Source organism: Sellimonas caecigallum (genome assembly GCF_019754295.1).
Lineage (GTDB): Bacteria > Bacillota > Clostridia > Lachnospirales > Lachnospiraceae > Sellimonas > Sellimonas caecigallum.
This window is the reverse complement of record NZ_VIRV01000005.1, coordinates 97501-122431: the sequence shown is the minus strand read 5'-3', so window position 1 is coordinate 122431 and position 24931 is coordinate 97501. Positions and strand designations below refer to the sequence as shown.

Sequence of the window (24931 nt, the reverse complement as noted above, 5' to 3'; positions counted from 1 at the left end):
CTAACATGCAGGAATTAGAGAAGATTATGGAAGAGATAAATGCTGAATTTGACAGGCACATCGGAACTCGACTAAAAATCATAGCCGGGACGAATGATGATGTATACCGATACGGTTATGGAAAGAGTCTTGAAGCCTATCAGCAAGGAAAACTATTTGTGGAAGATATTATCCGCAAGCACATGAATGACGGCTGGATTCCGGTGGAGGAACGGCTGCCGGAAGAGAAAAAGTCGGTATTAGTCCAGTGGGAGAAATACGACAGACACTTAAATGTTACGTTGACATATCTGGATGTGATGTGGCTGGAAGATGAAGAGGATGTTGTATTTGAGACGATCAACGGAATACCAAACGGCAGAGTAATCGCCTGGCGTCCTCTTCCAGAGCCGTACCAAGCAGAAAGGAGCATGAAATGACTCAAAAAGAAAAGGGTATATGCAAAAAATACAGTGCAAGAGACAAGGACGGATATGTACACTGTAATGACTGTCCGCTTGTCGTGGATCGCACGGGTCATATGTGCCGGTCAAATAGTCATTATGACAGAAAGACGAAAGAATGGGTTTCAGATGAAATGGAGTGATAAATGATGAGTGAGATTAAATTAAAGCTGTGTCCGTTTTGTGGAGGGGTGGCGGAATTTGTACTAGGAGAACAATACAGGGAAGAGTTCAAACAGAGTAATGACTGGATACAATGCAGTTCATGCGGTGTTGAAACGCCATATTTTGATACCCCAGAAGAAGCCGCAGAAGCATGGAACAGGAGGGCGGAAAATGAGACTAATTGATGCAGATGAACTGATAAAACGGATAGGAAAATGGATGCCAAAAGACCCATGCGGAAGAGAACAGACCGTGGAAGAAATAGTTGCGACCGATATAGCGGTATCTGTATGTATGGAAATTGAGGAAATGCCGACAGCCTTTGATAAGGAAAAAGTAATTGAAGAATTGGAAAATTATCTTTTTGAAAAATATTGTGTTGAGGGCGATGAAAATATATCAGAGATTGTCGAGAAAGGCGGGGTTGAATGAGACACAAACGAACAGATCGTGAGAAAAAGCAGGACGTCCTTGCACATTATGACTGCCTGGAGACGGATGTGCGGGAAGATGCCAGGAAGAGCTTCCAGCGCCGGCCGTATCCGACAATGGATGTAGCGCAATACATAGCGCAGAAATTCAAGATAGGAGTGGATGCCGATGGACAAGAAGATTCTTGAAGACTACATAGATGCATGCGAGCTTATTAAAGAGACAGAGAAAGACATCCAGCGGCTCCGAAAGAAAAGGGAAACTATCATTCAGACAAATGTAGCGGGGAGCAATCCGGAATTTCCATACAACCAGCAGCACTTCAAAATCCAGGGGACGGTCTTTACATACCGTGAGGATACACAGCTGCGTATGGAGGAGCAACTCCTGGAAAAGCGCAAGCAGGACTGCGAGGCTGTGAAACTGGAGGTAGAAGCTTGGCTGAATACGATACCGAAGAGAATGCAGCGGATCATCCGGTATAAGATCTTCAGTGGCCTGAGCTGGGAAGAGGTGGCGGTACGGATGGGGCGGAAGTGTACGGCAGGCAGTGTGAAGATGGAATTTCAGAGATTTATGAAAGAAAGTTAATGTTTGTTACGAATGTTACACATGTTACTTTTTAAAATGCTATAGTATATGCTGAAAGAAGTGAAAGTATTTCCCCTTACGAGCCGGATGGCTCGGACAACTTTTCCCTTTCATGATATTTCAAAAGGCGTCCTGCACGGAAGTGTGGGGCGTTTTTCTTATACAATAAAACACCAGAATTGAAGGTGGTGACGTGGCAAATGAACAGAACTTAAAACCAGTGCGAACCAAGAGCGAAGCAAGAGAGCGTGGAAGAAATGGAGGAAAAGCAAGTGGAGCGGCACGACGCCGGAAAGCAGACTTCCGGAAGACGCTGAACATGTTGCTGACCGCGGAAATAGATAGTGAAGAATGGAAGCCGATTTTAGAGGCACTCGGAGTGGAGTGTACTTTGGAATCGGCTTTAAATATGGCCATGATCAAGGAAGGACTGGCCGGTAATGTGAAGGCGTATGAAGCAATTGCGAAATATGCCGGACAGAGCGACAAGCCAGATGAGGATATCCGGAACCGCGAGGCGGATACGGAACTTAAGAAAGCAAGGAAGCAGGCTGTTACCGGAGAGAATGAAACGGATGAAGCGTTGGATAAGCTGGACAGCATACTGAAGGAGATGCGTGACAATGCAGTTAAGCAGCAAGCAGAATGAATATATCCTGAATGCCACACACCGCTGGAACATTAAGTCCGGCGCCGTTCGATCCGGGAAGTCCTTTGTGGATACCGCTTACATGATTCCCTTCCGGATCCGTGCCGTAAAGGGCAAGCCTGGACTGAATGTAATCCTTGGAGTATCAAAAGAATCTATCGAGCGAAATGTATTGCAGCCGATGCGCGAGCTGTACACGGATAAACTGATCGGAACGATCAACAACCGGAATATATCGCATATCTGCGGAGAAGAAGTCTACTGCCTGGGTGCCGAAAAGATCAGTCAGGTAGCAAAGATTCAGGGATCATCCATCAAATACTGTTACGGAGATGAGATAGCGAAGTGGAACAAAGAAGTGTTCCAGATGCTCAAGTCTCGACTGGATAAGCCGTACAGTTGTTTTGACGGTAGCTGCAACCCGGAGCATCCGACCCACTGGCTGAAAGAGTTTCTGGATAATCCTGATCTGGATATTTACCTACAGCAGTATACCATTTTCGACAATCCATATCTGGATCCGGAGTTTGTGAAACAGCTGTGCAAAGAATACGAAGGAACGATCTATTACGATCGGCTGATTCTGGGGCTGTGGAAGCGGGCCGAAGGAGCGATCTATAAGAGGTTTGCTGATAATCCGGAGGTGTTCCGGTGTGAGATCGTGGATCAGATCGACCAGGCTACTGAGAAAAAACAGTTCCGAAAAGAAGACGTTGTTTCGATTGAACTTGCCATTGATTTTGGCGGCAATAAATCCGGGCATGCTTTTGTAGCCCGTGGATATACAGACGATTACCGTGATGTAATAGCGCTGGCATCTAGGCGGATTAAGGCCGAAGATGAATCAGAGGATATCGACAGCAATATGCTGGACAAGCTATTCTGCGATTTTATCGAAGAGGTCATCGAGAAATATGCGGTGTTTACAAAGCATGGAGATTATGTGGAGTATTGCAATGCGGAATCTGTTTTCTGGGATAATGCGGAGACGGTTCTAGGGAATTCAATCCGGAATGCAGTAGAAAAGCGTTATCCATGGATCGCAGTGAAGCCGGCAAAGAAGAGAGCAATCAACGACCGGATCCGCTGCACTACCCGATTGATGGGAGCAGGGCGTTTCTGGATGACAGAGGACTGTAGTTCGCTCCAGGCAGCGTTTACGGACGCAGTCTGGGACAAGGAAAAGGAGAAGGATGAGCGTCTGGACGATGGCAGCACTGACATCGATAGTCTGGACGCTTTTGAATACACGATTGAACGTGACATGAAATATCTGATCCAGGAGGTGGATGATGTTTGATGGTTTCAAAAGATTTTGGAGAGGAGTAATGAGGATGTTTGGATATACGACATTAAAGAATATTGTCGGCAAAGACATTACACTTTCCGACAAAATGATCGATGCGATCAACGACTGGAAAAATATGATGAATGGACAGGCGGACTGGACCACCGATTATGTCAAATCGTTGAAGATTGAAGACGGGATCTGCCGAGAGTTTGCTGATGCGGTCTTGATTGAAATGGAGTCCAGCATCAGTGTAGACCGCTTGGATAAGGTGTATCAGAAAGCGGTTATCGGCTTGAATGAGAACCTGCAGGAAGGACTTGGACTCGGATCCTTTGTGTTAAAGCCGATCGGTTCGGAAAAGTCAGAATTTATTACAGCAGATAAATTTATTCCGATTTCCTTTGATGACGATGGAAAACCGACTGACATCGGGTTTCTTACAGTCAAAAGGATTGGAGAAAATGATTATTATACAAGGTTTGAACGGCATTATTTTGTAAATGGGAATCTGACAATCGCAAATAAATGCTACCATTCACAGGATCCGTCTGATATTGGCCAGCTGTGCAATTTGAAAGAAGTAGAAGAATGGGCCGAGATCAATCCAGGACCAGTTACTTATCCCGGAATGCAGCAGATGGACTTTGGTTACTACCGGAATCCGATCAAGAACCGGATCGATGGATCTGCCTGTGGGGTATCCGTGTTTGAATCAGCACGTGAGCTGATTCAGAAAGCAGATACTCAGGGGGCAAGGCTGGACTGGGAATATGAGTCTGGCGAACGTGTCATCCATGTGGACAACAGGGCACTGAATCAGGATAAAAAGACGAGATGCATGGGAATGCCAAAGCTGAACCGCCGGTTATATCGAGGACTGAATCTTGATGCTGGGAAAGACGTTGAACTTTTGAAAGAATATTCTCCGGAGATGCGTGATGAAGCATATAATCGAGGACTGGAAAAATACCTTCGGGAGATCGAGTTTAATGTGGGGCTTGCCTATGGGGATCTGTCAGATGTCCAACAAGTGGAAAAGACCGCTGCGGAGGTAAAGACATCAAAGGCGCGTAAATTTAACCGTGTTGGAGCTATACAGTCGAAATTGAAGGACTGTCTAGAAGACTTTGTTGCTGGGCTTGCCTTTTATAATGGTCTTTACACTTCTGGTTATGAATTTATGTGTAACTTCAATGACTCGATTCTTACCGATGAGGAGACGGAGCGTCAGCAGGATCGTCAGGATGTCAGCATGGGCGTGATGTCCCATCTGGAATACCGGATGAAGTGGTACAACGAGGATGAAACAACCGCGATGAAGAACCTTCCGGAGCAGAATCAGATAATGGAGTGATGCCATGAACCAGGAATATAAAGAAAAGCTCTCCCGGCAGATCGAGAAGAACTATTCTGACCTTGAGATGAGGATCATGGAAGACATCGTGCGCCGGATCAAGAAGGCCGGAGAAATTACCAGTACAGCTGACTGGCAGATCAATCGACTGCGGATTCTTGGAAATTCTTCCGAAGATATTGAGAAGATGCTGAAAGAAGCACTGAATGCCTCATATCCGAAGATGTTTGAACTGTATGATAAGGTCATTGACTGGGAATATGTGCGGAACAAAGACATCTATGAGCAGATCAATGCGGAATTTATCCCTTATGAGGAAAACGAAGAACTGCAGCAGATTACCAACGCTCTGATTCAGCAGACAGATGCAGATTTGCAGAATATTACACAGAGCCTTGGCTTTTATCTGGACTATGGAGGCGGAAAACCGGTGCTTACTCCTCTTGCAGCAGTCTATCAGAAATACCTGGATGCGGCCTGCATGGATATTGTATCCGGTGCATTTGATTACAACAGTGTGATCCGGCGTGTAGCGTCCCAGCTGGCAAACAGTGGGTTGCGGCAGATTGATTATGCTTCAGGTAGAGCGAATCGGATAGATGTGGCAGCCAGAAGAGCGGTCATGACGGGGATTACCCAACTAACCGGAAAGATATCGGACATGAATGCCGAGAAGCTTGGAACAGAATATTACGAAGTGGCGTGGCATGCGGGAGCCCGGCCGACTCACGCAGTCTGGCAGGGGAGAGTGTGGAGCAAAGAGCAGCTTGTGACAGTCTGCGGCTTAGGCACCGTGACTGGACTGGAAGGTGCAAACTGTTATCATGAGCGCTATCCCTTTATACCGGGCATATCCGAGAGAAACTGGACGGATGAATGGTTGGAGAGAAAGAACAGGGAAGAGAATACTCCGAAAGAGTTCCGTGGGAAACAGTATACGGTCTATGAAGCAAAGCAGAGACAGCGCCAGATGGAGACGGCGATGCGGGCGCAGCGGGAGAAAGTGCAGCTTCTGAAGGCCGGTAATGCAGATCCGGATGATGTAATGCTTGCCAGGGCAAAATACCAAGGGCAGCTCAATGAGTATTCAAGATTCAGCCGTAAGATGGGACTGAAAGAAGAACGTGAGCGTATTTATTATGATAGGCGAGGAAGAATTGCGACAAACACGCCAAAGCAAAATGCCAAGTATTCTTCCGATATGATCAGGAACGCCACAAGAGACTCCAATCAGTATGACAGGTATAAGAGCATTATCGGAGACAGCGTTGGAAGCCTTGCGGATTTCCGTCAAATGAAGTACAATAATCCTAAAGAGTTCGATATTCTGAAGAAAAAGGTTGACACTTATTCGGAGATTAATAAAAAGACATGGTTGGATGACTTTAAACAGAAGTCAAAAGATGCATATGACAGATTTGCAAATAAGAGCATATATATGTCTGTTCATGCACTGAGCCGGCTGCCGAGATTGAATAAATCTGGATACCCGGAGATAGAAGAGAAAGACATTATTGACATGTTACGTGGTCGGCCGAATTATTCAGAAGGAGAAAAGAAATTGGTTTTCTTCGATCCAGAAAGGCAATTAGTTGTTGTAAAAAATAAGGAAACTGACGACATAATTTCTATTGTAAGACGTAAAAATCCAAAGGAGGAATGGAAGAATGTTTGAGAAAACAATGAATTATATCAAAGATTTTTTGGAAAATACTCCTGATGATATCTATGAATTTTCTATTATTCTGGAAGATACATTGGTGGATGACTATGACGCAATGCACGAAGAGCAACCAAGGGCAACGGAGATTCTTGCAAATGAAACTCCCGATATCTGTGCATCAGCAGAGCCGGGGATGACACCGGAAGAGATCGAAGAATTCAAAAGGCAATTAAGGGTCGAATATGAGAAGGCATTAAAAGCAGTTGTTTAGTACCGTTCATTCGTATGAGTGAGCGGTATTTTTATACTCATTTTTGAGTAAAAGAAAGATGGAAAAATATATTGTAACCGAGGATGCGGACATGCTGGCTCCTGATTGGCTGGTTGCCCGCATTAATTATACCAGCATAAAATATGTGTACCATCAGATTGATGGCGCAGAAAAATTGAAAGGAGTGAAGGTGGGTGATCAGATTGCGAGAATCGGCGACACGATATCATTTGATGGCAAGCGGTTATCAGTAGAGAGGCGGTGATCCAACATCTCCCTTGAGGCGCAGGGTTATGCGTCTTATTTTTATGCCGGCAGATCAGGCGTAAAACAGTCTGGACTTACTGGAAATCAGAGGAGCAACCTCGTAAAAAGCGTAGATGAAAGGAAGGAAATGCAACTATGAAAAGAAAAGATTTGGAAGACCTTGGATTGGAAAAAGAAGCTGTTGATAAGATCATGGGCTGGAATGGCGCAGACATTGAGGCAGAAAAAGCAAAGGTAAAAACTGTGGAAGGCGAAAGAGACAATTACAAATCTCAGCTTGATACAGCGACTGCAGAACTGAATAAGCTCAAAGATATGAAGCCAGAAGAAATGCAGGCCACGATCACAAAGCTCCAGCAGGATCTGAAGGATAAGGATTCGGAATACGCAGCAAAAGAAGCTGACCGTATCTTCCAGAACACATTGAAGGAAGCAATTAAAGCAGCGGGAGGGCGCAACGAAAAGGCAGTTATGGCACTGCTGGATCTTGATACATTGAAAGAGTCGAAAGATCAGAGTGCTGATATCAAGAAAGCACTGGATGCAGCAAAAGAATCGGATTCTTATCTCTTTGGAGCAGATGAACCGTTCTTTAATCCTGTTGGACCGACAAACGATAAAGGCGGCAATGGTAATGACATGGGAAGTCTGGCGTCGATCAGAGCCGCGATGGGTCTTCCGGCAGCAAAGAAAGGAGAATAAAGAATTATGGCAAATACAATCGCACTGAGAAAACAGTATTCTACACTTCTGGATGAAGTGTATAAACTGGCGTCACTTACGGCCGTTCTGGACGGCCCAAATGAACTTGTACAGGAGGGAGCCAACGCAAATGAAATTTTGATTCCGAAAATTTCAATGCAGGGACTTGCAGACTACAATAAACAGACAGGATATGTAGCGGGCGATGTAACCCTGGAATATGAAACAAAGAAATGTACCTACGACAGAGGTCGTATGTTTACTGTAGATGCAATGGACAACATTGAATCTGCAGGTATTGCTTTTGGCCGTTTGTCTGGGGAGTTCCTGCGTACAAAGGTAGTTCCGGAGTTGGATGCTTGGAGACTTGCTTCCTATGCACAGATCTCCGGTGTGACCACAGTGAAGGCAAACTTATCTGATGGGAAGACGGCGTTGGCAGCGCTTCGTGCAGCACGTGGAAAAATTGAAAATGCAGAAGCAAATCTTGCGACCTGCTATCTGTTTATTAATCCTACAGTGTATGGAATGATCGAAGATCTGGATACGACATCTTCCAGAAAAGCCATTGAAGGATTCGCAGGAATCATCAAAGTACCGCAGGGAAGATTTTACAACAAGATCGATCTGGCAGCGAGCGGAGCCGGAGGATATGCTAAGAATTCTGCTGGCCTGGATATAAATTTCCTGATCGTGGATAAGCAGGCTGCCATCCAGTATCAGAAACATACAGTATCTAAAATCATCACACCGGAACAGAATCAGGATGCTGATGCATGGAAATTTGGATACCGGACAGTAGGTATCGCTGAGTGCAAGGACAACAAGAAGGATGGCATCTATGTACATACAGTAGCGGGGGAATAACTCCCGCTGACGATTTGGCCTTGATTGGAAGCGGGAAAATCGGTAAGGCAAAAATAGGAAAAGCAGAGTAGGAGGTGTGGATATGGCTTACTCAAAGACTAACCGGAAAGACGATGATGTAATTACAAAAGAAAAGATGAATAATCTTGAGATTGGAGTTGAGGCGGCTAATAATGGTATTCCTGAAACTGCAACAACCACAAAGCCTGGAATAGTTAAGCAATCTGCCGTTGTTCCGGAGGCGGCAGGAGAGCAAGTAACGAAGGCAGAATTTAAAGCTCTGTTGGATGCTTTGAAAGCTGCAGGAATTATGGCAAGCTCATAAGGAGACAAAATATGAAAGTTGAATATGAGTATTATACAGAGATTTATGGTGGAACTAAGATTTTAGAAAAAGACTGGCTGAGAATTTCGCAGAAAGCAGAACAGCGGTTGAACAGCTATACTTTTGACCGCCTTTCTGATGACTGGGAAGGAGAAAGCTGGTGTGACAGGGCAAAATGCGCAGTATGTGAGATGACAGAAATTCTGTATGCAGATGAGCGGAGAAATGGGAAGGTATCCGAGAATACAGATGGATATTCCGTGTCATACGATGCAGAAAAGTCTCTTGGCAGTACGCTTTACGATGTGGCGCGGGTTTATCTTGGAAATACAGGACTGTTATATGCAGGAGTTGATGCGGAATGTTGACGAACACTGACATCACGATCTATAACCGAAAATATGATCCGGAATCCAGGCTTGATACCTGGAACCGGGTCTATGTCCCGGAAGCGTGGTGGTATAAGAATGAGAAAGCGTCTATCACTACAGAAGGATTGAAACAGGCAGATGTCTTTACGATCCGAATTCCGGACACGAGCATTGCTTTGAAAAAGGATGATTATATCGTAAAAGGAAACTGTGATGTGGCAATGGAGACAGTAAAGGATCTTGGCGGCCTGGAGAAGACCCGTGTCACATCCGTAAACTACAATACTTTTGGCGGGAATCCGCACATCAAGGTGGTGGGAGCGTAATGGCAAAGTCAAAAAAGAAATTTGTGATAAAAACTCCAAGAGGGACAATCTATACTCAGGCATCCAAAGGGGGAAAAGTGACAGCAAGGCTGGAATGGAATCCGGGATTTGAGCCGAGCATGGAAAAGGGATTTGAAAATGCCCAGGCGTTTGTTGACTCTGAATGCATCCGCCGGATGAACCCGGAGACCCCGCGCCGGACTGGAGCACTGATCAAGTCAGCTACGCTCGGCACTGTGATCGGTAGCGGAGAGATCAACCAGATCGCGCCATATGCCCGCCGGCAGTATTACGAGCATAAAGAGAAATCCTACTGGTTCGAGAGAATGAAGAACAGGCACAAGGATTCGATTTTGAAAGGAGCAGCGAAGTATGTCAAATCTCATTGACAGTATCCGGAAATTTATCCTGACATGTCCTTTCCTTCAGGATGGGCGCGTGAATGTAGATTACATCGGGGAAGAGATGGGATATTCCATTGATCCGCTTCCGTGCGATCCGATTGTACAGCGATACACGGACGGAGGAGCAAAGAAGCAATTCCAGTTTGCATTTACCAGCCAAGAGGAATATGACCAGGATGCCCGGATCAACATCGAAAACAGTGGGTTCTTCCAGGCTTTTGATGAATGGCTGGAAGAACAAAGCTTTATGGGGAATTTCCCGGATTTAGACGATGGGAAGATCCCTGTTTTGATGGAAACTTTAAACAGCGGCTATCTATACGATATAAATGAAATCAATGCCAAATATCGTATAGAATGCCGCTTGATTTATGTACAGGAGGTATAAATCATGGCAGATACAAAACCGAAAATTGTAAGACGTTCTCAGGTAGTAGCTTTCATGGATGCGGATAAAACTGGCAGCACTCCGAAGCTGGAACGAATGACAGGATTCACGACTATGACAAGCAGCAAGAATCCAAAAGAGTATTCCAGACAGTATGTGGATGAGGATGCGGAACGCTCGGATGTGGTTGGTTATGCACCGTCTATTGAGTTTGCTTATGACAGGCATACAAACACGCCAGTTCATGACAGGTTGTCCGAGATTCACGATAAGGAGCTTCTGGGGGATGATGCTCATGTAGATATTGTGAGAGTGGAACTTTTTACTGAGGATGAGCAGAATCGATGCCTGGCAACAAAACGTACTTATGCGGTCATTCCTGATACAGATGGAGACGGAACAGATGCGATGATCTATTCTGGCACGTTTAAATCTGTGTCTGAGATTGAGGAGGGATATGCTACCTCGGAGGATAACTGGAAGACAGCAACTTATACAAAGGGTGCAATTCCGGAAGCTTAAAAAGAAAAGGAGATGAGCCTATGAGCCTTTGGGAATGGAATGATGTGGAGCTGGAAATCGATATGGATGATGTTGATTTCCTCGAAAAATATGAAAATGCGTTTGCCAATATGGAAGTAAAAGAAAACGAGCTGATGAAAACAGGGAAAAAATCGGAGATTGCACGAGAATATTGCGGAATGTTTTACAGGCTTTTTAATGAAATATTTGGCCCAGGCACAGGAGAGAAACTTTTAGGAGAAAAAATGAATGTCCGGAATTGCGAAGAATGTTATACCTCTTTTATTGCGGAGTGCCAGAAAAATGTTATGGAATCCAATAAAAGAAAAAATGCAATGATGAATAAGTTCAGGCCAAACAGAGCGCAGCGGAGAGCGGCTGGAAAGAAGTGATTTGATGAACTTATTTTATGAGGCATTTCCGGACTCAGTAAAAGTCCATGGCGAAGAGATTGATATTATTACGGATTTCCGGGAGTATATCCGGCTTTTGGATATGCTGAAATGCAAGGAACTGAATGACACCCAAAGAATTATGATTCTTAAGGAATACTTTCTTGCTGATATTTCTATTGACTCGGAAGCTATTCATGCTTTAACCGGTTTCGTCACTATGGACATGAAAGAAAAAGAAAGGGATCCGAATAGTGAAGAGGAAGAAGAAGGGGTAGAAGAGCAGGAAGGGGCAGGGAAGAAAAATCTATTTTCCTATGAGATTGATTATCCCTATATTCTTTCTGGATTCCTGAGGGATTATGATATCGATCTTGAGACAGTGAATTATCTGCACTGGTGGAAATTCCGGATGCTGTTTGACGGCCTATCGGAGGACACAGAGATCAAGCAGAGGATCATGTACCGCGGAATCAATTTATCCGATATCAAGGATAAAGAGGAAAGAAAACGGATATCAAAAATTCAACGATCTATTCAGCTTCCAGCCGAGGAGTTGACCGATTATGAGATCGGGAATGCATTTGCGTAAGGAGGTGGCGCCTTGGAAAAACTGAAGAAACCACCTTTGGAGAGGAAATGGTACTACTGCCCGTATTGCCATACAAAAATTGTAGTGTATGACAATACTGCAAAGGCAAAAGGATTATACATCAAATGCCGTACATGTAAAAAAGAAATTGAAATCAGAATATAAAGCGCTTTAAAGTGAGCCGAAGAGCCTGCGCTATCTACGAAAGGAAGTGGATAGTATGGCGGGCTATGATGGCTCATTAAAATTTGACACAGAAATATCGGAAAAAGGTTTTAACAGCGGAATAACGAAACTCGGAAGTTTAGCAAAAGGCGGACTGTCTGTTTTGGCTGGTGCAATCGGAACGGTTACGGCTGCATTAGGAGCCGGTGCAGTTGCTGGTTTAAAATACAATGCATCGATAGAGACATATCAGACCTCATTCGAGGTTATGACTGGTTCTGCAGAAAAGGCCGCCGAGGTAATTGACCGATTGAAAAAGGTCGGAGCGGAAACTCCATTTGAACTCCCAGAACTGGCTGATACAACCCAGCTACTGATGAACTATGGCCTCACAGCGGATGAGGCTATGGATAAAATGATGATGCTGGGGGACATTTCTCAGGGATCGGCTGATAAGATGTCACGTATTGCTATGGCATACGGGCAGATGTCTTCTGCTGGAAAGGTACAGCTGGAAGATGTCAAGCAGATGATTGAAGCGGGATTCAATCCACTGCAGGAGATCAGTGAATCAACAGGAGAATCCATGGCATCTCTGTACGACCGAATCAGCGAAGGAACACTGTCTGTTGATGAGATTACAGCTTCTATGCAGCGTGCTACTTCTGAAGGTGGAAAGTATTACCAGTCCATGCAGAAACAGTCACAGACTGTTAGCGGCATGATATCTACGTTAAAGGATAATGCCCAGCAGCTTCTTGGAGAAGTGGTGCAGCCAATATCAGACAGCATGGTAAATACGTTGCTTCCAGCTGCGATTGACTCAATCAATCAGATGGCAAAGGCGTTCCAGACGCAGGGCGTAGACGGATTGATTCAGGCGGGAAGTCAAGTACTAGCAAACCTTTTGACAGGCATTGCACAGGGACTCCCAAACGTGATTACAATGGCGTCACAGATCATAACTTCTATTTTGACTAGTCTTAATGCCAATATTCCGCAAATCGTTACGGCAGGCGGTCAGATATTGCAGTCTCTTTTGATGGGAATGCTTCAGGTTTTGCCGCAGATTGGTCTATTCGCTATTAAACTGATACAAGAGCTGTATACGCAGATAAGTTCGGCAGCACCAGGACTGTTGCAGCAGGGATACGAATTGCTGAACAATATTGTAACCGGATTTGCGCAGGCAATCCCGGAGGCATTGCCGAAAATCCTGGATTTTATACAGGGTATTGGCGAGCAGTTGGCGGCAGCAGCTCCGATTATGGTTCAGAAGGGCTTCGAGCTGCTCAGTAAACTAGCAGAAGGAATCGTATCAGCAATTCCTATTCTTGTAACGCGTGTTCCTGAGATTATATCGACGTTTGCCAATATTATCAATGACAATTTCCCAGCTATCCTAATGAAGGGCGTCGAGCTGATCGGGCAGTTGGTTGCCGGAATTATACAGGCAATACCAACAATTATTGCAAATATCCCGAAGATCATCTCAGCCATTGTTGATACACTGATGGCGTTCCAGTGGGTAAATCTCGGTAGAAATATTATAAAAGGTCTTGGCGATGGGATAGGCGCTATGAAAGACTTTGTAAAGCAAAAAGGTAAGGATATTCTGAATGCGATAAAAGGAGCGATTCAGAATCTACCATCTATTTTGCTGAATATAGGGAAAAGCGCTGTTTCTGATTTAGGAAATGCACTTCGAAGTGGGATAGGCATAGTAAAGAGTGCAGCTTCTGGCCTCGTCTCTGGGATTGTGAATACAATTTCATCAATACCTGGAAAAATGTTGTCTATTGGGAAAAATATCGTTCAGGGACTTTGGAACGGCATTTCCGATATGACAGGATGGATCATCGATAAAATAGGTGGATTTGCAAGCAGTGTAGTAGATTCCATTTGTTCTTTCTTTGGTATCAATTCCCCATCCAAATTGATGCGTGATGAGGTTGGAAAATATCTTGCTCAAGGTGTTGGGGTAGGGTTTGTCGAGAATGTCCCAACAGATGATATGTCGAACGAAATGAAAAGATCTGTGCAGACGCTGAAAACCGCAAGTGTAAAAATCACTGCGGCTCCAGTAACCGGAACATTTGCGCTGGCAGGAGGCGGGACATATCGATATGATGACGAAATAAGCGGTCTAAGAGAAGCTATCCTGAAAGTGGCAAAAGCATCAAATAGACCGGTGGTAGCAACATTTAACATTGACGGGAAAAGAATCGCGAAAGTGATGGCGAAGCCTATGACGGAAGAGCAAGAGAGGCTGGAACGACTAAACAGCAGAAAGAGAGGAATCAAGAAGTGAGCCTGTCTGTAAAGTTTAATGATCAAGAATTGAACACGTATATCAAAGTGCTATCCGGATTTACTCCAAGAGTGGGGGCAGAATGGGAACCCACTTTACTTGACCTTGGAGGAGATAGGCGAGGAAGCATTTTTCAGTATACTACATATAAATCAAAAATAATTCCGATGCCATTTGAAATAAGCGGGGAATCTATCGAAGAAAAATATGATGCGCTTATGAAAATCCTGAATGTGGATGAACCAAAACCCCTTGTTTTTGGATGCACGCCATCCAAAGTATACTATGCGATCCCGACCGGATCTCTGGATATGGAAGAAGTTTTGTACTACGGAAGCGGAGTAATCGAGTGGTTAGTGCCAGAAGGAGTGGCGTACTCTATCGCAGAAGTTACAGCTCAGAATAATGGATCAAAAACAATTACGGTAGAAAATAACGGGACGGAAGCAGTTCCCATCTCTTTTGATGTCATTATGAAATCTGATAACGGCTATTTTGCACTTGTACTGGGAGACCGTTACTATCAAATTGGACATACCGAAGAGGTAGACGGAGAAACATACGATGAGTCCATACAGCTTTTTGATGATCATTTTAACGTCGATCGTGGCTGGCGGCAAAATGTTGGCGTTACGCCTCCGGTCACTCCAAAACGAGATCAGGTCGGAACCATCAAGTACAACCAAGAATCTGAAAATGAGGGTTATGCTTATGTATCCACTTATGCAGCCGGGGACAGTTGGCACGGCGCATCTATCTCTAAGGATCTGGCATCCATGTCTGGAGGGTTGCCGACCAATTGGCGCGCAACCTGGCGATTTGACTTTAACGCAGACGGCGCTTCCTCTCCGGAGGCGGGCGTAGGGCATCAGAGCGTGACCTTTTCGGATGAGGACGACAATATTATTGTGTCTGTAGTTTTTGAGGATAATAATCCAAACAAAAACAGCTCTGATATGGCTGTGTATATTGGGCAGCAGCGCATGTGGACAGTGAAAAACACAGATGATTTTTACGTTACGGGCCGTGGAGACAATGGCCCTTGTGTTGTAGTAGAGAAGATCGGCGCCACGATTACGGTGCGGTTTTCTTATGCCGACATCAACAAGAGCTTCGAGGCAGAACTTCCGGGTGCAAAGTTGGCCAAGATTACATGGTATGCAGCTCAATACGGAGAGCGAGTGGCAATGCGGAATAACTTTTTCCGGGCGATCAATATTGTCCGGCACAATGTAGATAAATGGGAGGATATTCCAAATTACTTTTCTGCAGGAGACGAGCTGGAGATGGAAGGAGAGACTGGCAAGCTGTACATTAATGGCGTGTACAACACTGATGTGGTAGATATGGGGAGCAAGACACTGATGCTGCCGCCAGGGCAGCACACGATTGGAATTTTAACATCCGACTTTGCCCAAATCCCGGATGTTACCATCAAATACAGAGAGAGGTGGATATAAATGATATGGTATATCATCGGACGGGACATGCATGTGCTGTGTACCGCGTCCACAGATCTGATCAAGTCCCTGCCTATTGATGACAGCAGCGGCGGGCAGACCATTGCGATCACAAACGACTGCGCTATCGGAACATACGATTTTTCCGTGGATCCGAGACATCCGGACGCGGTGTATATCACGGAAGGGAATTATATCGCTTTCCGGGACAAGTACGGAAAAGACCGGCTCTATACGATCATGGCCGTGGAAGGGGATGAATCCTGGGATGTCCACTGCGAAGATATTGGGATTGACCTTATCAATGAGACGGCGGTGCCGTGGGACTACACAGGCAATCCAAAGACCATCGCTGATACACTGGCTCCGGTTTTGCTGGACTCTGGCTGGGAGATCGGCGTCAATGAGGTGGCCGGATACCAGCGTTCCACAAAGTATGAGGGTACCACGGACAGCCAGCTTACCCGAATCGGGGACGTATGTAATGCCTTTGACGCGGAGTGCGAGTTTGCCATCGAGATGAAAGGTGGCAAGGTCACAAAACAGGAAATCAACATCTATAAGACACTTGGAGAAGACAAGACGCAGCAGCGCTTTGTGGACGGGATTAACCTGATCTCACTGAGCAAGTCAGGAAGTATCGAGGATCTCATAACCTGTGTACGATGCTACGGAAAAGAGGTAGATGGAGTCCGGACGGATATCTCTACCGTCGAGTATGATGACGGGGATTTCTTTACTCCGAAAGGAGACGTCCGAATTTACAGCCGGGAGGCCCGAAAAAAATGGTCCCGATTTAGGGCGTGGAACTACGAAGGGCAGGGAGAGTTTGACGGCTATATCAACGGCACGTTTGAGTATGATACCGACAATGCACAGGAGTTGTTTAACCGCGGCCTTACCGAATTAAAGAGCCGTTGTGACAAGAAGGTATCCTATGAAGCAAACCTGTACGATCTCAGAGCAGATATCGGGGACACGATCCAGATTGCGGATAACCGGTTCGCGGAAAAGGTCTACTTATCTGCGCGGATCCAGAGTGTGACGAACCACTACTCTGTCAAGGGACAGGATACGGGTGTACTGGCCAATTATAAGATTTTGACGGCCAATCCGGCCGACGATATCAGCAAGATCATGGAGCAAATCAGAGATCAGATTGTATCCGTTAAGGGATCTGTGGTGTCTTACCAGGTTGGAGATTCCGGCACAGAGCCGCCGACAGGGGAATGGTCCTTAGACATCCCGGAGCTGCCGGCCGGAAAATTTTTATGGACCAGGACGGAAACTACCTATTCCGATGGCAGTAAGACTACGGCATACAGTGTAAGCCAAAAGGGCGAGGACGGAAAAGACGGGGAAGACGGAACATCGGTTAGGATCCTTGGAAGCTATGAAACAGAAGAAGAGCTGAATCAGGAGCATCCTACTGGCAATCTAGGGGATGCATACATAGTTTCGGGAGATCTCTACGTGTGGAATGGGTCAAATTGGGAAAACGTTGGAAGCATTCAGGGACCACAAGGGACTCCTGGAAAACCAGGGGAAGACGGACGTACATCTTATATACATGTAAAATACTCTAATGATGGAGGATTTACTTTTACTGGAAACAACGGGGAAGATCCGGGAAGTTGGTTTGGACAGTATACGGACTTTACAGAAATGGACAGCAATAGACCAGAGGATTATACCTGGTCAAAAATTCAAGGAGAACGCGGCCCACAAGGATTGCAAGGATTGCAAGGAGAAAAAGGCGAGCAAGGCTTGCCTGGTAATCCGGGGGCGGATGGAAAGAGCAGCTATACCCATATTGCTTATTCCAACAGCACAGATGGACATACAGATTTTTCGGTTTCTGATTCCAATAGAAGTTATATTGGAATGTATGTGGACGACAACATCATTGATAGTCAAAATCCAGATGACTACAGATGGAGCAAAATCAAAGGTGCAGACGGAGCAAACGGGGAAGATGGTATCCCTGGGAAAAACGGGGCAGATGGAAAAACGCCTTACCTGCATATTGCTTACGCCAATAGTGCAGATGGACGAACGGATTTTTCGACAACGGACAGCGATCGCGACTACATCGGACAGTATACAGATTATATTCAGGCGGACAGTAATGATCCGTCTGATTACGCGTGGAGCAAGATAAAGGGTGCAGATGGGCAGCCTGGAAATGATGGGCAAGATGGTCTTCCAGGGGCAGACGGCGTATCCTACATTATTGAATCTACCGTGCCGAACTTAAAAAGATCCGCAGATGGATTTGAGCCGGACAGGGTGGACTTTACTTTCTATTCCCAGGAAGGCGGAAAGGAAAGAGAGCAAATATCCGCCTATGCGCAGGCAGAGCAATATGTAAACGGAGAATGGGCTGTATTTTGGGAATGGACGTCATCGTCAAACCTAAAAACGCTTATAACATCCAACGCAAACAAGGATGCGGAGTTTGTAAAAATCTCAGCTTACAGGCAATATGATATGGATACAGATGCATTTTCCGGGAAATACCAGGAGATGACATTGCCAGTTACATATAACTCAAAAGAAATACCTGGGACATACAGCTCGGATTCGGAGCCGGAAAAACCATTTGTGGGGATGTTGTGGCGCAACACCGGGACATCCGGAGGATACGTGCAGAACGCCATCTATCAATGGGATGGATCAGAGTGGCAGATGTACTATTTTTCTGCCCGCAACATCGAGGCGGAGACGTTATCAGCTATCACAGCAGTATTAGGGGAAGTCATATCCGGAAAGATCACAAACAAGGTGGACGATAAGAAAGCAATAGAAATCCTAGAAAACCAGATTGATTTTTACGACTATACTAACGAAGTTGAGACATTTGCCGGAAGCCTGAGGGGATCACACATTGGCGGATTATCCTCCCGCACATCGCTGGAGCTTGCGCTTGCATATGCATTTCACATCATTGATAGTCATGGCGATGAAATCATGAATATCTATTCCGACGGCGTGGATATCAACAAGACGCTGTACTACAATGGCCGAAATATGGGTAGGGTGTTTGGCAACTTGCCGGATGATACCAAGCTGCAGATCAGCAATCTTAATGATGCTATCAGTTATTCCGGAGAGGAAGAAATGACTAACAAAATGTGGTTCGGCAGCAGGCTGTACAAGAAAACCATCAATGTAGGAGCGATATCCGGAGCGGACAAGACCATCAATCACGGAATCCAGAACGTAAATGTGATCTGGGTGGATCCGGCCGGTAGCTTTTTAATGGCCAGCAACGGCATGATCGCTCCGTTTCCGCGCGTCGCAAAACTGATCAATGAGCAGGTAAGCTGGATCCTTACTAAGACCCAGCTGATCGTGCAGGCCGGAACAAATGCCAATTTTACGGCGTGTTATGTGACGCTCTTGTATACCAAGACGACAAATCCACAGGAGGCAGAAACGAATGAAACGAATACTGAAATTTAAAGTCGAAGGCCAGACGATGCAGAAAGATGGGGATTTTTCTGGCCTTGTCCGTGGCAGTGTTGGATATCTCAGCGCACAGTTTAATTTTTCCTCCGAGTGGAATGGCTGCAAGATTGCGGCCTCCTTTTGGGCGAACGGAAAGGAGTATGCAGTGATGCTGAGACATGGTATGTGTGAGATACCTCCAGAGGTATTGATGCATAGTCGTTTTTATGTGCAATGCACCGGGATGAAACAGGGGTTCTTGATCAAAACCAATAAAACACTTATAAGACAGGATTGATAAGGAGGGATAACATGACAGCAGAAGAACTACTTGCCACAATGGAAGAACCGATTTCGGAAGATGGCACGTACTGTACGATCGATCCAGAGACCAGATTGATTACAATCCCTCCGGAATATCAGATGCTGGGTGTAGAGAACGATAAAAGAGTCGAAAGATTGTACTTCCGGTGTCCGAAGATTGTAGGAGACAATCAGGATTTATCTCAGGGATATCAGCTCTTTATCAATTACCAAAATGCAAACGGCGATCCGGACGCATACCATATTGGAGACATGGAGATTGACGGAGATGATATTACTTTCTCGTGGTTACTAGAAGAAAATGTCACAAAGTATAAAGGCAGCATCCAGATTGCTTTTGGAGCGATTAAACCAGGGGACGAATCCGAAGACCCGGACAAGAATCGGTGGAATACAACGATCAATACAGACTGTACTTGCCTTGTCGGACTGAAAAGCACACAGATGGTCGCAGAGAGCAATCCCGACGCGCTGGCACAGATCTGGGCGTCGATTGACGAGCTGAAAGCCGGCGGCGGTGGAGGAGGAACACCTGGAAAAGATGGGCGTGAAATCGAAATACAGAACAACGGGACAGCAATCCAGTGGCGGTATAAGGGAGACGAATCATGGACAGATTTGGTGCAGCTGTCAGCCCTGAAAGGAGAAAAGGGTGACAAAGGAGATACCGGAGAAACCGGACCGCAGGGTCCAGCAGGCGAAACCGGACCGCAGGGTCCCGTCGGACCTGCGGGGAAGGACGGAGCGCAGGGACCGAAAGGAGATACTGGCGAGCAAGGTCCTCAGGGACCGAAGGGAGAAAAAGGAGCAACACCTAACATCCAGATCGGAACAGTGCAGACGCTTGAACCCGGGCAGCAGGCAACAGCAAGCATGACCGGGACGGCAGAGAATCCAGTGCTTAATCTGGGGATCCCGAAAGGAGAAAAGGGCGATCCCGGAGAAGATGCTGGCGGCGGAGGCTATACTCTCCCAATCATGTCAAACACACAGCTCGGAGGCGGAAAAGCGATATCAAAAACAGATGAAGACGTACCTGTAGCGGTAGACCCAGAAACAGGGCAACTGTTTGTGCCAACATATCCGGAAAGTACCGGCGGTTCCGCAGACATTCTTCGTCAAGAAATGCAGAACACCGATACAACCGTTACCCTTGATCCAAATAAGCTGTATATATTTCCGGAAATGGCGAGCCTCACTGTGACACTGGCGACTCCGAGCAATTCCAATATTGCGAATGAGTACCATTTCTTCTTCACTTCTGGAGCCACAGCCACAACGCTCACACTGAATGACGTGCTGTCTGATGCGTACAGTATTGAAGCCAATATGAAATACGAGGTCAGTATTTTGGAAGGCGTGGCTTATATCAAGGGGGTGGCTGTCGGTGAGACGTAGGATGATAATGAGACAGGATACGCAGACTGATATTCTATACAAGATTCCGGTTCCAACTGAATTTGATGGAGTGGATGATTATATCGATACGGGGATAAAATTGTTTAATGTGGCAGATGATTGGACAATATATTTTGCGGCTGATATCTCTCATAGTGCGGAGCAAACCGGAAATAATATCCCGGTGTTCCACTGCATTTATGAAGCAAATCCTTGGCCCGGAATAGCGTTTCAAGGCGGAAATGAAAAAGCATATGCTGGAAAATATAATGGAGGGGACTGGACAACAAGAGTAGTTACTAGAGACGAAACATATTATCAAGGATGTATTGTTTGCGAAAATAAATTTGTAAAACATATTTACGATAAACAAACTTCTGCATCAGAAATTAGAGAACTAACAGTAAACAACGCCCCAGCATTTAACGAAAATGCTAATAAAGCTACCTTATTACTTGGATGTTATCAGGATTCAGGTGGAATGAAGGGAAGATTTTGGAAAGGTACGTTTTATAATTTTATTGTTTATAACAGGGTATTGTACGAAGAAGAGATAAATAAATTATTTAATGAAAAGGGTTGACACCAGAAAGGAGAGAAAATAGCATGCTGAGAGCAGAGCAGAGCAGAGCAGAGCAGAGCAGAGCAGAGCAGAGCAGAGCAGAGCAGAGCAGAGCAGAGCAGAGCAGAGCAGAGCAGAGCAGAGCAGAGCAGAGCAGAGCAGAGCGAATTGTAATTTGACTTACATAACCTGTCAAGCCTTGGAGGTGGTTTTATGTCACTTCTGAGGAGACGGGCGATGATGGAACTGAACTGTATTATTTTTTCAAACTTAAATACATCAAAATTAGAAAACCCGTTGAATTTTTTTAATATTCCAGAAGGAGTTCGTACGGAATTTGAAGATAAGAGAGACATATATGCAAAAATAAAAAACGTTGTTCTTAAGGCGGGTAAAAAATATCGAATCGAAATGGATGCTAATATGCAAAAGAATCCGTCTGGCTCGAATATTATTTTGAATGCGTATCCTACAAATAACCAATGGTTTTTTGAACACACGTCCATTAAATATACAAATCCCGGACATTATGTGATTGATGTATTCTCTGAATCAGATATGTATGTGGTACTTATTGGGAATATGTTAGGAAACGGAACAGGATATGCTGAATTTACCAACTTAGTGATATATGAAGAATTATAGTGAGGTGTATTAAAATTTTAGCAAAATTGAAAAACGGGGCCCTCTCATATGCTCCGAGAAAAATCATTGTAGACGGTAGGACAATCTTCAACCCACCGGATGAAACTCTCCGGTCACAGGGCTACAAAGATGTGGAGACAACCGAAGCTCCTACAGTATCCACGCAGACACAACAGGCAGCGCCTACATGGCAGGAGCAGGAAGACAAAATTGTACAGTCCTGGGAAATCAAACCAGCCCAGCCAGACCCAACATCGGCTATACAGGAAATCCAGACGCAGGCGGTACTGGCACAAATTGCAGAGAGCGAAGACAAGACGCTGGGTATTCAGTGCATGGCGTTGATACCGACCTATGTACAAAATAAGCAACACGATGTCGGAGAGATTGCCACACACCCGGAAACAGGATATCCGAAAGAGTGTATCTTGTCTTATGACGGCACTGTACAGCAGGACTGGACGATAGACACACCGACTTGTTGGAAGCCTTGGCATAGCCGGAAAGCGGAATACGCTCTGCCGTGGGAAGCTCCAACCGGGGCACATGACATGTACAAGTCCGGGGAATACATGATATGGACGGACAGGTCTATCCAGAAGTGTGTGCAAGACACCAATTTCAGCCCGGACGAATACCCGCAGGCGTGGGAAGACGCAGAATAGGAGGAACATTATGAAAAGAAAGAAGAGAAAAGGAATCATTGCCGCAGCATTGGCGGTGGTATTAGTAGCAGCTACTCCACTTACCACAAAGGCAGCAGACAGACCACACAGCTGGTTTGGGTGGCGTAGTACATGGGCGCAGTGGTTTAACTGGTCGCACCGTACACAGGAGACGCAGCCAGAAACCGCTCAGAAGTTGGAAACGCCGGAGATTACAGACGCATCCTACCGCCACAATGGCGTATACAGCTTTCTGCCTGATCACTTGAGAGCAAGTTGGACTGAGGTAGAGGGTGCAGACCACTATGATGTGGTCGTAACCAAAAAAGATGGTACAAGCAAGACTTACAGGGAGACGGTTGCCGGCCTTTTGAGATACGGCAAAGATGACGAGTTTTTGGCAAAATGTATTGCTGGCGGAACGGTTAGTGTACGGTCGGTGGATAAGGATGGAAACGTGTCCGACTGGAGTGAACCGGAGGAAATCAGTCACAATCAGTTACATTTGGGATAAAAGGCATATATGGAGATTAGAGCGAGACCGTGAACCGGTCTTATTTTTGTGCATAGATTACTATACTGGAAAGGAAAGTGAGGATATGAAAAAAATGAATTTTGCGGAAACATTTATTGATGCATACAATGTAGTGGTAGGAACAATTGTGGCTATCCTTTCTTATGTTTTAGGAGAACACTGGATTCTTTTTGTGGCATTCTTGCTGCTCAACGTGGCAGATTGGATGACTGGCTGGATGAAAAGCCGAATGGCAGGAAGAGAAAACTCGATGGCCGGATGGAAAGGCGTTTTGAAAAAGCTGGGATACTGGCTGATGATCATGGTTGCGTTTGGAGCATCCGCTGTTTTTATTGAGATTGGGAAGGCGATTGGAATTGATTTAGGCGTGACGACTCTTCTTGGCTGGTTCGTCCTGGCTTCTTTGATTATCAATGAGATTCGATCCATTCTGGAGAATTTTGTGGAAGCAGGATACAATGTGCCGACAATCCTTGTGAAAGGGCTGGAGGTCGCGGATAAAGTAGTGAATCAGGAAAATAAAGACAAGGAGGAGTAATCATGGCAGTCTACAACGTACATGCAGGGCATTGCCCACAGGGGAAAGGGGCTTCCGGAGCCGTGGGCATCCTGAAGGAATCCGTTGAAGATCGGATCGTGAAAGACGAGGTCATCCGGCTTCTCCGGGCCGAAGGACACACGGTTTATGATTGTACTTGTGAAGTCAATACTACAAAAGATGGATGTTTGCAGAAGATTGTTGCAAAATGCAACCAGCACAGCGTGGCGCTTGACATATCCATCCATCTCAACAGCGGCCGAAACGACTACAAAGGGGATAAGAGCACCGGCGGGACAGAAGTCTGGAATTATGATACAAGGACGAAGGCGATTTCCGACCGCATCTGTGCCAATATCGCAAGGGAGCTTGGTATCCGGAACAGGGGAACAAAATATGATACAGATCTCTACGTGCTTGCAAATACAAACTCCCCGGCACTTCTTGTGGAGTGCTGCTTTGTGGATGATAAAGACGATGCGGATCACTGGAATGCGAAGAAATGTGCCAAGGCGATTGTAGAAGGGATCCTGAATAAAGAAATCAAAGAAGACATATCAGAAAGAAAGGAAGAATCAGAAATGAAATGTATGTTTAAAGTTGACGGTAACGCAACGGTATACTACTTTGACGGGAATCGGATTGTAGCACTTACGAATTCGGATCAGATGAGGATTTTGCAGGAAATTTACAAAGACAATAACGGACATGACATGCCGTTTTACAATTGGACATCGAGTGCGCCGTGGTACATGAGGTTGAAGCAGGTTATCGACCTGAAACCGGTCAATAAGCTGCCGTAAGACAGAGGGGCGGGATTTCCTACCCCTTTTCTTTTTGTCTTATTATACCCCTATAGGTAT

General features: G+C 45.5%; 35 protein-coding genes. All 35 read left to right on the top strand.

All coding sequences use genetic code 11. The features are described 5' to 3' along the window. The first annotated feature begins 5 nt into the window (after window positions 1-5). The 35 genes from FLB61_RS05450 to FLB61_RS05285 all read left to right on the top strand — a co-directional run bounded on the left by FLB61_RS05450 (window position 6) and on the right by FLB61_RS05285 (window position 24871). A complete protein-coding gene (locus tag FLB61_RS05450) occupies window positions 6-419 on the top strand; it encodes a DUF551 domain-containing protein (protein WP_221919596.1) in 414 nt (137 codons plus the stop codon). Continuing rightward, on the top strand, window positions 416-586 hold the full coding sequence (locus FLB61_RS05445) for a hypothetical protein (RefSeq protein WP_221919595.1): 171 nt from the start codon (window positions 416-418) through the stop codon (window positions 584-586). The genes FLB61_RS05450 and FLB61_RS05445 overlap by 4 nt, the downstream gene beginning before the upstream one ends. 3 nt (window positions 587-589) lie before the next feature. After that, the gene (locus tag FLB61_RS05440; protein ID WP_221919594.1) at window positions 590-793 is read left to right on the top strand and encodes a Lar family restriction alleviation protein; all 204 of its coding nucleotides are present in this window, start codon (window positions 590-592) and stop codon (window positions 791-793) included. After that, complete coding sequence (locus tag FLB61_RS05435) at window positions 780-1040, top strand: hypothetical protein (protein WP_221919593.1); 261 nt, start codon at window positions 780-782, stop codon at window positions 1038-1040. Before FLB61_RS05440 ends, FLB61_RS05435 begins: the two co-directional genes overlap by 14 nt. Beyond that, window positions 1037-1228 (top strand): hypothetical protein, encoded by a 192-nt coding sequence (locus FLB61_RS05430; RefSeq protein WP_221919592.1) that lies wholly within the window; start codon window positions 1037-1039, stop codon window positions 1226-1228. Before FLB61_RS05435 ends, FLB61_RS05430 begins: the two co-directional genes overlap by 4 nt. After that, window positions 1209-1631 (top strand): RNA polymerase subunit sigma-70, encoded by a 423-nt coding sequence (locus tag FLB61_RS05425; protein ID WP_221919591.1) that lies wholly within the window; start codon window positions 1209-1211, stop codon window positions 1629-1631. Before FLB61_RS05430 ends, FLB61_RS05425 begins: the two co-directional genes overlap by 20 nt. Before the next feature lie 193 nt (window positions 1632-1824). Then, entirely contained in the window at window positions 1825-2280 is a 456-nt protein-coding gene (locus FLB61_RS05420) for a hypothetical protein (protein WP_246599122.1), read from the top strand. Then, window positions 2255-3580: a PBSX family phage terminase large subunit gene (locus FLB61_RS05415; RefSeq protein ID WP_221919590.1), complete on the top strand. Its 1326-nt coding sequence runs from the start codon at window positions 2255-2257 to the stop codon at window positions 3578-3580. The genes FLB61_RS05420 and FLB61_RS05415 overlap by 26 nt, the downstream gene beginning before the upstream one ends. After that, window positions 3573-4925: a phage capsid protein gene (locus FLB61_RS05410; RefSeq protein WP_221919617.1), complete on the top strand. Its 1353-nt coding sequence runs from the start codon at window positions 3573-3575 to the stop codon at window positions 4923-4925. The genes FLB61_RS05415 and FLB61_RS05410 overlap by 8 nt, the downstream gene beginning before the upstream one ends. Window positions 4926-4929: 4 nt before the next feature. Then, window positions 4930-6600 (top strand): phage minor capsid protein, encoded by a 1671-nt coding sequence (locus FLB61_RS05405; protein ID WP_221919589.1) that lies wholly within the window; start codon window positions 4930-4932, stop codon window positions 6598-6600. Beyond that, complete coding sequence (locus tag FLB61_RS05400) at window positions 6593-6859, top strand: hypothetical protein (protein ID WP_221919588.1); 267 nt, start codon at window positions 6593-6595, stop codon at window positions 6857-6859. The genes FLB61_RS05405 and FLB61_RS05400 overlap by 8 nt, the downstream gene beginning before the upstream one ends. Before the next feature lie 58 nt (window positions 6860-6917). Next, window positions 6918-7124, top strand: coding sequence for a hypothetical protein (locus FLB61_RS05395; RefSeq protein ID WP_221919587.1), 207 nt, complete (start codon window positions 6918-6920; stop codon window positions 7122-7124). 137 nt (window positions 7125-7261) lie between these two features. Beyond that, window positions 7262-7828, top strand: coding sequence for a phage scaffolding protein (locus FLB61_RS05390; RefSeq protein ID WP_221919586.1), 567 nt, complete (start codon window positions 7262-7264; stop codon window positions 7826-7828). A 6-nt stretch (window positions 7829-7834) separates the two neighbouring features. Then, window positions 7835-8695 carry a hypothetical protein gene (locus FLB61_RS05385; RefSeq protein ID WP_221919585.1) on the top strand — a complete coding sequence of 287 codons (861 nt, stop codon included), beginning with the start codon at window positions 7835-7837 and terminating at the stop codon, window positions 8693-8695. A gap of 82 nt (window positions 8696-8777) precedes the next feature. Further along, complete coding sequence (locus FLB61_RS05380) at window positions 8778-9020, top strand: head fiber protein (protein WP_221919584.1); 243 nt, start codon at window positions 8778-8780, stop codon at window positions 9018-9020. Window positions 9021-9031: 11 nt separating this feature from the next. Further along, window positions 9032-9388, top strand: a complete 357-nt coding sequence (locus FLB61_RS05375; RefSeq protein ID WP_221919583.1) for a head-tail connector protein — start codon at window positions 9032-9034, stop codon at window positions 9386-9388. Then, on the top strand, window positions 9382-9717 hold the full coding sequence (locus FLB61_RS05370; protein WP_221919582.1) for a DUF6751 family protein: 336 nt from the start codon (window positions 9382-9384) through the stop codon (window positions 9715-9717). The genes FLB61_RS05375 and FLB61_RS05370 overlap by 7 nt, the downstream gene beginning before the upstream one ends. After that, window positions 9717-10106, top strand: a complete 390-nt coding sequence (locus FLB61_RS05365) for a minor capsid protein (RefSeq protein ID WP_221919581.1) — start codon at window positions 9717-9719, stop codon at window positions 10104-10106. Before FLB61_RS05370 ends, FLB61_RS05365 begins: the two co-directional genes overlap by 1 nt. Beyond that, complete coding sequence (locus FLB61_RS05360) at window positions 10090-10509, top strand: hypothetical protein (RefSeq protein WP_221919580.1); 420 nt, start codon at window positions 10090-10092, stop codon at window positions 10507-10509. The genes FLB61_RS05365 and FLB61_RS05360 overlap by 17 nt, the downstream gene beginning before the upstream one ends. Before the next feature lie 3 nt (window positions 10510-10512). Then, a complete protein-coding gene (locus FLB61_RS05355) occupies window positions 10513-11031 on the top strand; it encodes a hypothetical protein (RefSeq protein ID WP_221919579.1) in 519 nt (172 codons plus the stop codon). A gap of 20 nt (window positions 11032-11051) precedes the next feature. Continuing rightward, on the top strand, window positions 11052-11423 hold the full coding sequence (locus FLB61_RS05350) for a DUF6673 family protein (protein WP_221919578.1): 372 nt from the start codon (window positions 11052-11054) through the stop codon (window positions 11421-11423). A 4-nt stretch (window positions 11424-11427) separates the two neighbouring features. Beyond that, complete coding sequence (locus FLB61_RS05345; RefSeq protein ID WP_221919577.1) at window positions 11428-12015, top strand: Gp15 family bacteriophage protein; 588 nt, start codon at window positions 11428-11430, stop codon at window positions 12013-12015. A 12-nt stretch (window positions 12016-12027) separates the two neighbouring features. After that, a complete protein-coding gene (locus FLB61_RS05340; protein WP_221919576.1) occupies window positions 12028-12180 on the top strand; it encodes an MJ0042-type zinc finger domain-containing protein in 153 nt (50 codons plus the stop codon). A 55-nt stretch (window positions 12181-12235) separates the two neighbouring features. Next, window positions 12236-14491: a tape measure protein gene (locus FLB61_RS05335; RefSeq protein WP_221919575.1), complete on the top strand. Its 2256-nt coding sequence runs from the start codon at window positions 12236-12238 to the stop codon at window positions 14489-14491. Beyond that, on the top strand, window positions 14488-15951 hold the full coding sequence (locus FLB61_RS05330; protein ID WP_221919574.1) for a distal tail protein Dit: 1464 nt from the start codon (window positions 14488-14490) through the stop codon (window positions 15949-15951). The genes FLB61_RS05335 and FLB61_RS05330 overlap by 4 nt, the downstream gene beginning before the upstream one ends. Continuing rightward, window positions 15952-19416 (top strand): phage tail protein, encoded by a 3465-nt coding sequence (locus FLB61_RS05325; protein WP_221919573.1) that lies wholly within the window; start codon window positions 15952-15954, stop codon window positions 19414-19416. Further along, window positions 19394-19699 carry a hypothetical protein gene (locus tag FLB61_RS05320; protein ID WP_221919572.1) on the top strand — a complete coding sequence of 102 codons (306 nt, stop codon included), beginning with the start codon at window positions 19394-19396 and terminating at the stop codon, window positions 19697-19699. Before FLB61_RS05325 ends, FLB61_RS05320 begins: the two co-directional genes overlap by 23 nt. Before the next feature lie 14 nt (window positions 19700-19713). Further along, the gene (locus FLB61_RS13135; RefSeq protein ID WP_221919571.1) at window positions 19714-21123 is read left to right on the top strand and encodes a collagen-like protein; all 1410 of its coding nucleotides are present in this window, start codon (window positions 19714-19716) and stop codon (window positions 21121-21123) included. A gap of 1 nt (window position 21124) precedes the next feature. Beyond that, window positions 21125-21706 carry a hypothetical protein gene (locus FLB61_RS05310; RefSeq protein ID WP_221919570.1) on the top strand — a complete coding sequence of 194 codons (582 nt, stop codon included), beginning with the start codon at window positions 21125-21127 and terminating at the stop codon, window positions 21704-21706. 23 nt (window positions 21707-21729) lie between these two features. After that, window positions 21730-21864 carry a hypothetical protein gene (locus FLB61_RS13130; RefSeq protein ID WP_275952201.1) on the top strand — a complete coding sequence of 45 codons (135 nt, stop codon included), beginning with the start codon at window positions 21730-21732 and terminating at the stop codon, window positions 21862-21864. Window positions 21865-21922: 58 nt separating this feature from the next. Then, the gene (locus FLB61_RS05305; protein ID WP_221919569.1) at window positions 21923-22330 is read left to right on the top strand and encodes a hypothetical protein; all 408 of its coding nucleotides are present in this window, start codon (window positions 21923-21925) and stop codon (window positions 22328-22330) included. Next, window positions 22330-22995, top strand: a complete 666-nt coding sequence (locus tag FLB61_RS05300) for a hypothetical protein (RefSeq protein WP_221919568.1) — start codon at window positions 22330-22332, stop codon at window positions 22993-22995. Before FLB61_RS05305 ends, FLB61_RS05300 begins: the two co-directional genes overlap by 1 nt. A gap of 10 nt (window positions 22996-23005) precedes the next feature. Then, window positions 23006-23509, top strand: coding sequence for a hypothetical protein (locus FLB61_RS05295; protein WP_221919567.1), 504 nt, complete (start codon window positions 23006-23008; stop codon window positions 23507-23509). A gap of 85 nt (window positions 23510-23594) precedes the next feature. Further along, complete coding sequence (locus tag FLB61_RS05290; RefSeq protein ID WP_221919566.1) at window positions 23595-24068, top strand: phage holin family protein; 474 nt, start codon at window positions 23595-23597, stop codon at window positions 24066-24068. Window positions 24069-24070: 2 nt separating this feature from the next. Beyond that, entirely contained in the window at window positions 24071-24871 is an 801-nt protein-coding gene (locus FLB61_RS05285; protein WP_221919565.1) for an N-acetylmuramoyl-L-alanine amidase, read from the top strand. The last annotated feature ends 60 nt before the right edge of the window (window positions 24872-24931 follow it).

Coding starts and splice junctions, on each gene's coding strand:
- FLB61_RS05450 (WP_221919596.1), top strand. CDS start 6: ATGCAGGAATTAGAGAAGATTATGGAAGAGATAAATGCTGAATTTGAC.
- FLB61_RS05445 (WP_221919595.1), top strand. CDS start 416: ATGACTCAAAAAGAAAAGGGTATATGCAAAAAATACAGTGCAAGAGAC.
- FLB61_RS05440 (WP_221919594.1), top strand. CDS start 590: ATGATGAGTGAGATTAAATTAAAGCTGTGTCCGTTTTGTGGAGGGGTG.
- FLB61_RS05435 (WP_221919593.1), top strand. CDS start 780: ATGAGACTAATTGATGCAGATGAACTGATAAAACGGATAGGAAAATGG.
- FLB61_RS05430 (WP_221919592.1), top strand. CDS start 1,037: ATGAGACACAAACGAACAGATCGTGAGAAAAAGCAGGACGTCCTTGCA.
- FLB61_RS05425 (WP_221919591.1), top strand. CDS start 1,209: ATGGACAAGAAGATTCTTGAAGACTACATAGATGCATGCGAGCTTATT.
- FLB61_RS05415 (WP_221919590.1), top strand. CDS start 2,255: ATGCAGTTAAGCAGCAAGCAGAATGAATATATCCTGAATGCCACACAC.
- FLB61_RS05410 (WP_221919617.1), top strand. CDS start 3,573: ATGTTTGATGGTTTCAAAAGATTTTGGAGAGGAGTAATGAGGATGTTT.
- FLB61_RS05405 (WP_221919589.1), top strand. CDS start 4,930: ATGAACCAGGAATATAAAGAAAAGCTCTCCCGGCAGATCGAGAAGAAC.
- FLB61_RS05400 (WP_221919588.1), top strand. CDS start 6,593: ATGTTTGAGAAAACAATGAATTATATCAAAGATTTTTTGGAAAATACT.
- FLB61_RS05395 (WP_221919587.1), top strand. CDS start 6,918: ATGGAAAAATATATTGTAACCGAGGATGCGGACATGCTGGCTCCTGAT.
- FLB61_RS05390 (WP_221919586.1), top strand. CDS start 7,262: ATGAAAAGAAAAGATTTGGAAGACCTTGGATTGGAAAAAGAAGCTGTT.
- FLB61_RS05385 (WP_221919585.1), top strand. CDS start 7,835: ATGGCAAATACAATCGCACTGAGAAAACAGTATTCTACACTTCTGGAT.
- FLB61_RS05380 (WP_221919584.1), top strand. CDS start 8,778: ATGGCTTACTCAAAGACTAACCGGAAAGACGATGATGTAATTACAAAA.
- FLB61_RS05375 (WP_221919583.1), top strand. CDS start 9,032: ATGAAAGTTGAATATGAGTATTATACAGAGATTTATGGTGGAACTAAG.
- FLB61_RS05370 (WP_221919582.1), top strand. CDS start 9,382: ATGTTGACGAACACTGACATCACGATCTATAACCGAAAATATGATCCG.
- FLB61_RS05365 (WP_221919581.1), top strand. CDS start 9,717: ATGGCAAAGTCAAAAAAGAAATTTGTGATAAAAACTCCAAGAGGGACA.
- FLB61_RS05360 (WP_221919580.1), top strand. CDS start 10,090: ATGTCAAATCTCATTGACAGTATCCGGAAATTTATCCTGACATGTCCT.
- FLB61_RS05355 (WP_221919579.1), top strand. CDS start 10,513: ATGGCAGATACAAAACCGAAAATTGTAAGACGTTCTCAGGTAGTAGCT.
- FLB61_RS05350 (WP_221919578.1), top strand. CDS start 11,052: ATGAGCCTTTGGGAATGGAATGATGTGGAGCTGGAAATCGATATGGAT.
- FLB61_RS05345 (WP_221919577.1), top strand. CDS start 11,428: ATGAACTTATTTTATGAGGCATTTCCGGACTCAGTAAAAGTCCATGGC.
- FLB61_RS05335 (WP_221919575.1), top strand. CDS start 12,236: ATGGCGGGCTATGATGGCTCATTAAAATTTGACACAGAAATATCGGAA.
- FLB61_RS05325 (WP_221919573.1), top strand. CDS start 15,952: ATGATATGGTATATCATCGGACGGGACATGCATGTGCTGTGTACCGCG.
- FLB61_RS05320 (WP_221919572.1), top strand. CDS start 19,394: ATGAAACGAATACTGAAATTTAAAGTCGAAGGCCAGACGATGCAGAAA.
- FLB61_RS13135 (WP_221919571.1), top strand. CDS start 19,714: ATGACAGCAGAAGAACTACTTGCCACAATGGAAGAACCGATTTCGGAA.
- FLB61_RS05310 (WP_221919570.1), top strand. CDS start 21,125: ATGATAATGAGACAGGATACGCAGACTGATATTCTATACAAGATTCCG.
- FLB61_RS13130 (WP_275952201.1), top strand. CDS start 21,730: ATGCTGAGAGCAGAGCAGAGCAGAGCAGAGCAGAGCAGAGCAGAGCAG.
- FLB61_RS05305 (WP_221919569.1), top strand. CDS start 21,923: ATGATGGAACTGAACTGTATTATTTTTTCAAACTTAAATACATCAAAA.
- FLB61_RS05295 (WP_221919567.1), top strand. CDS start 23,006: ATGAAAAGAAAGAAGAGAAAAGGAATCATTGCCGCAGCATTGGCGGTG.
- FLB61_RS05290 (WP_221919566.1), top strand. CDS start 23,595: ATGAAAAAAATGAATTTTGCGGAAACATTTATTGATGCATACAATGTA.
- FLB61_RS05285 (WP_221919565.1), top strand. CDS start 24,071: ATGGCAGTCTACAACGTACATGCAGGGCATTGCCCACAGGGGAAAGGG.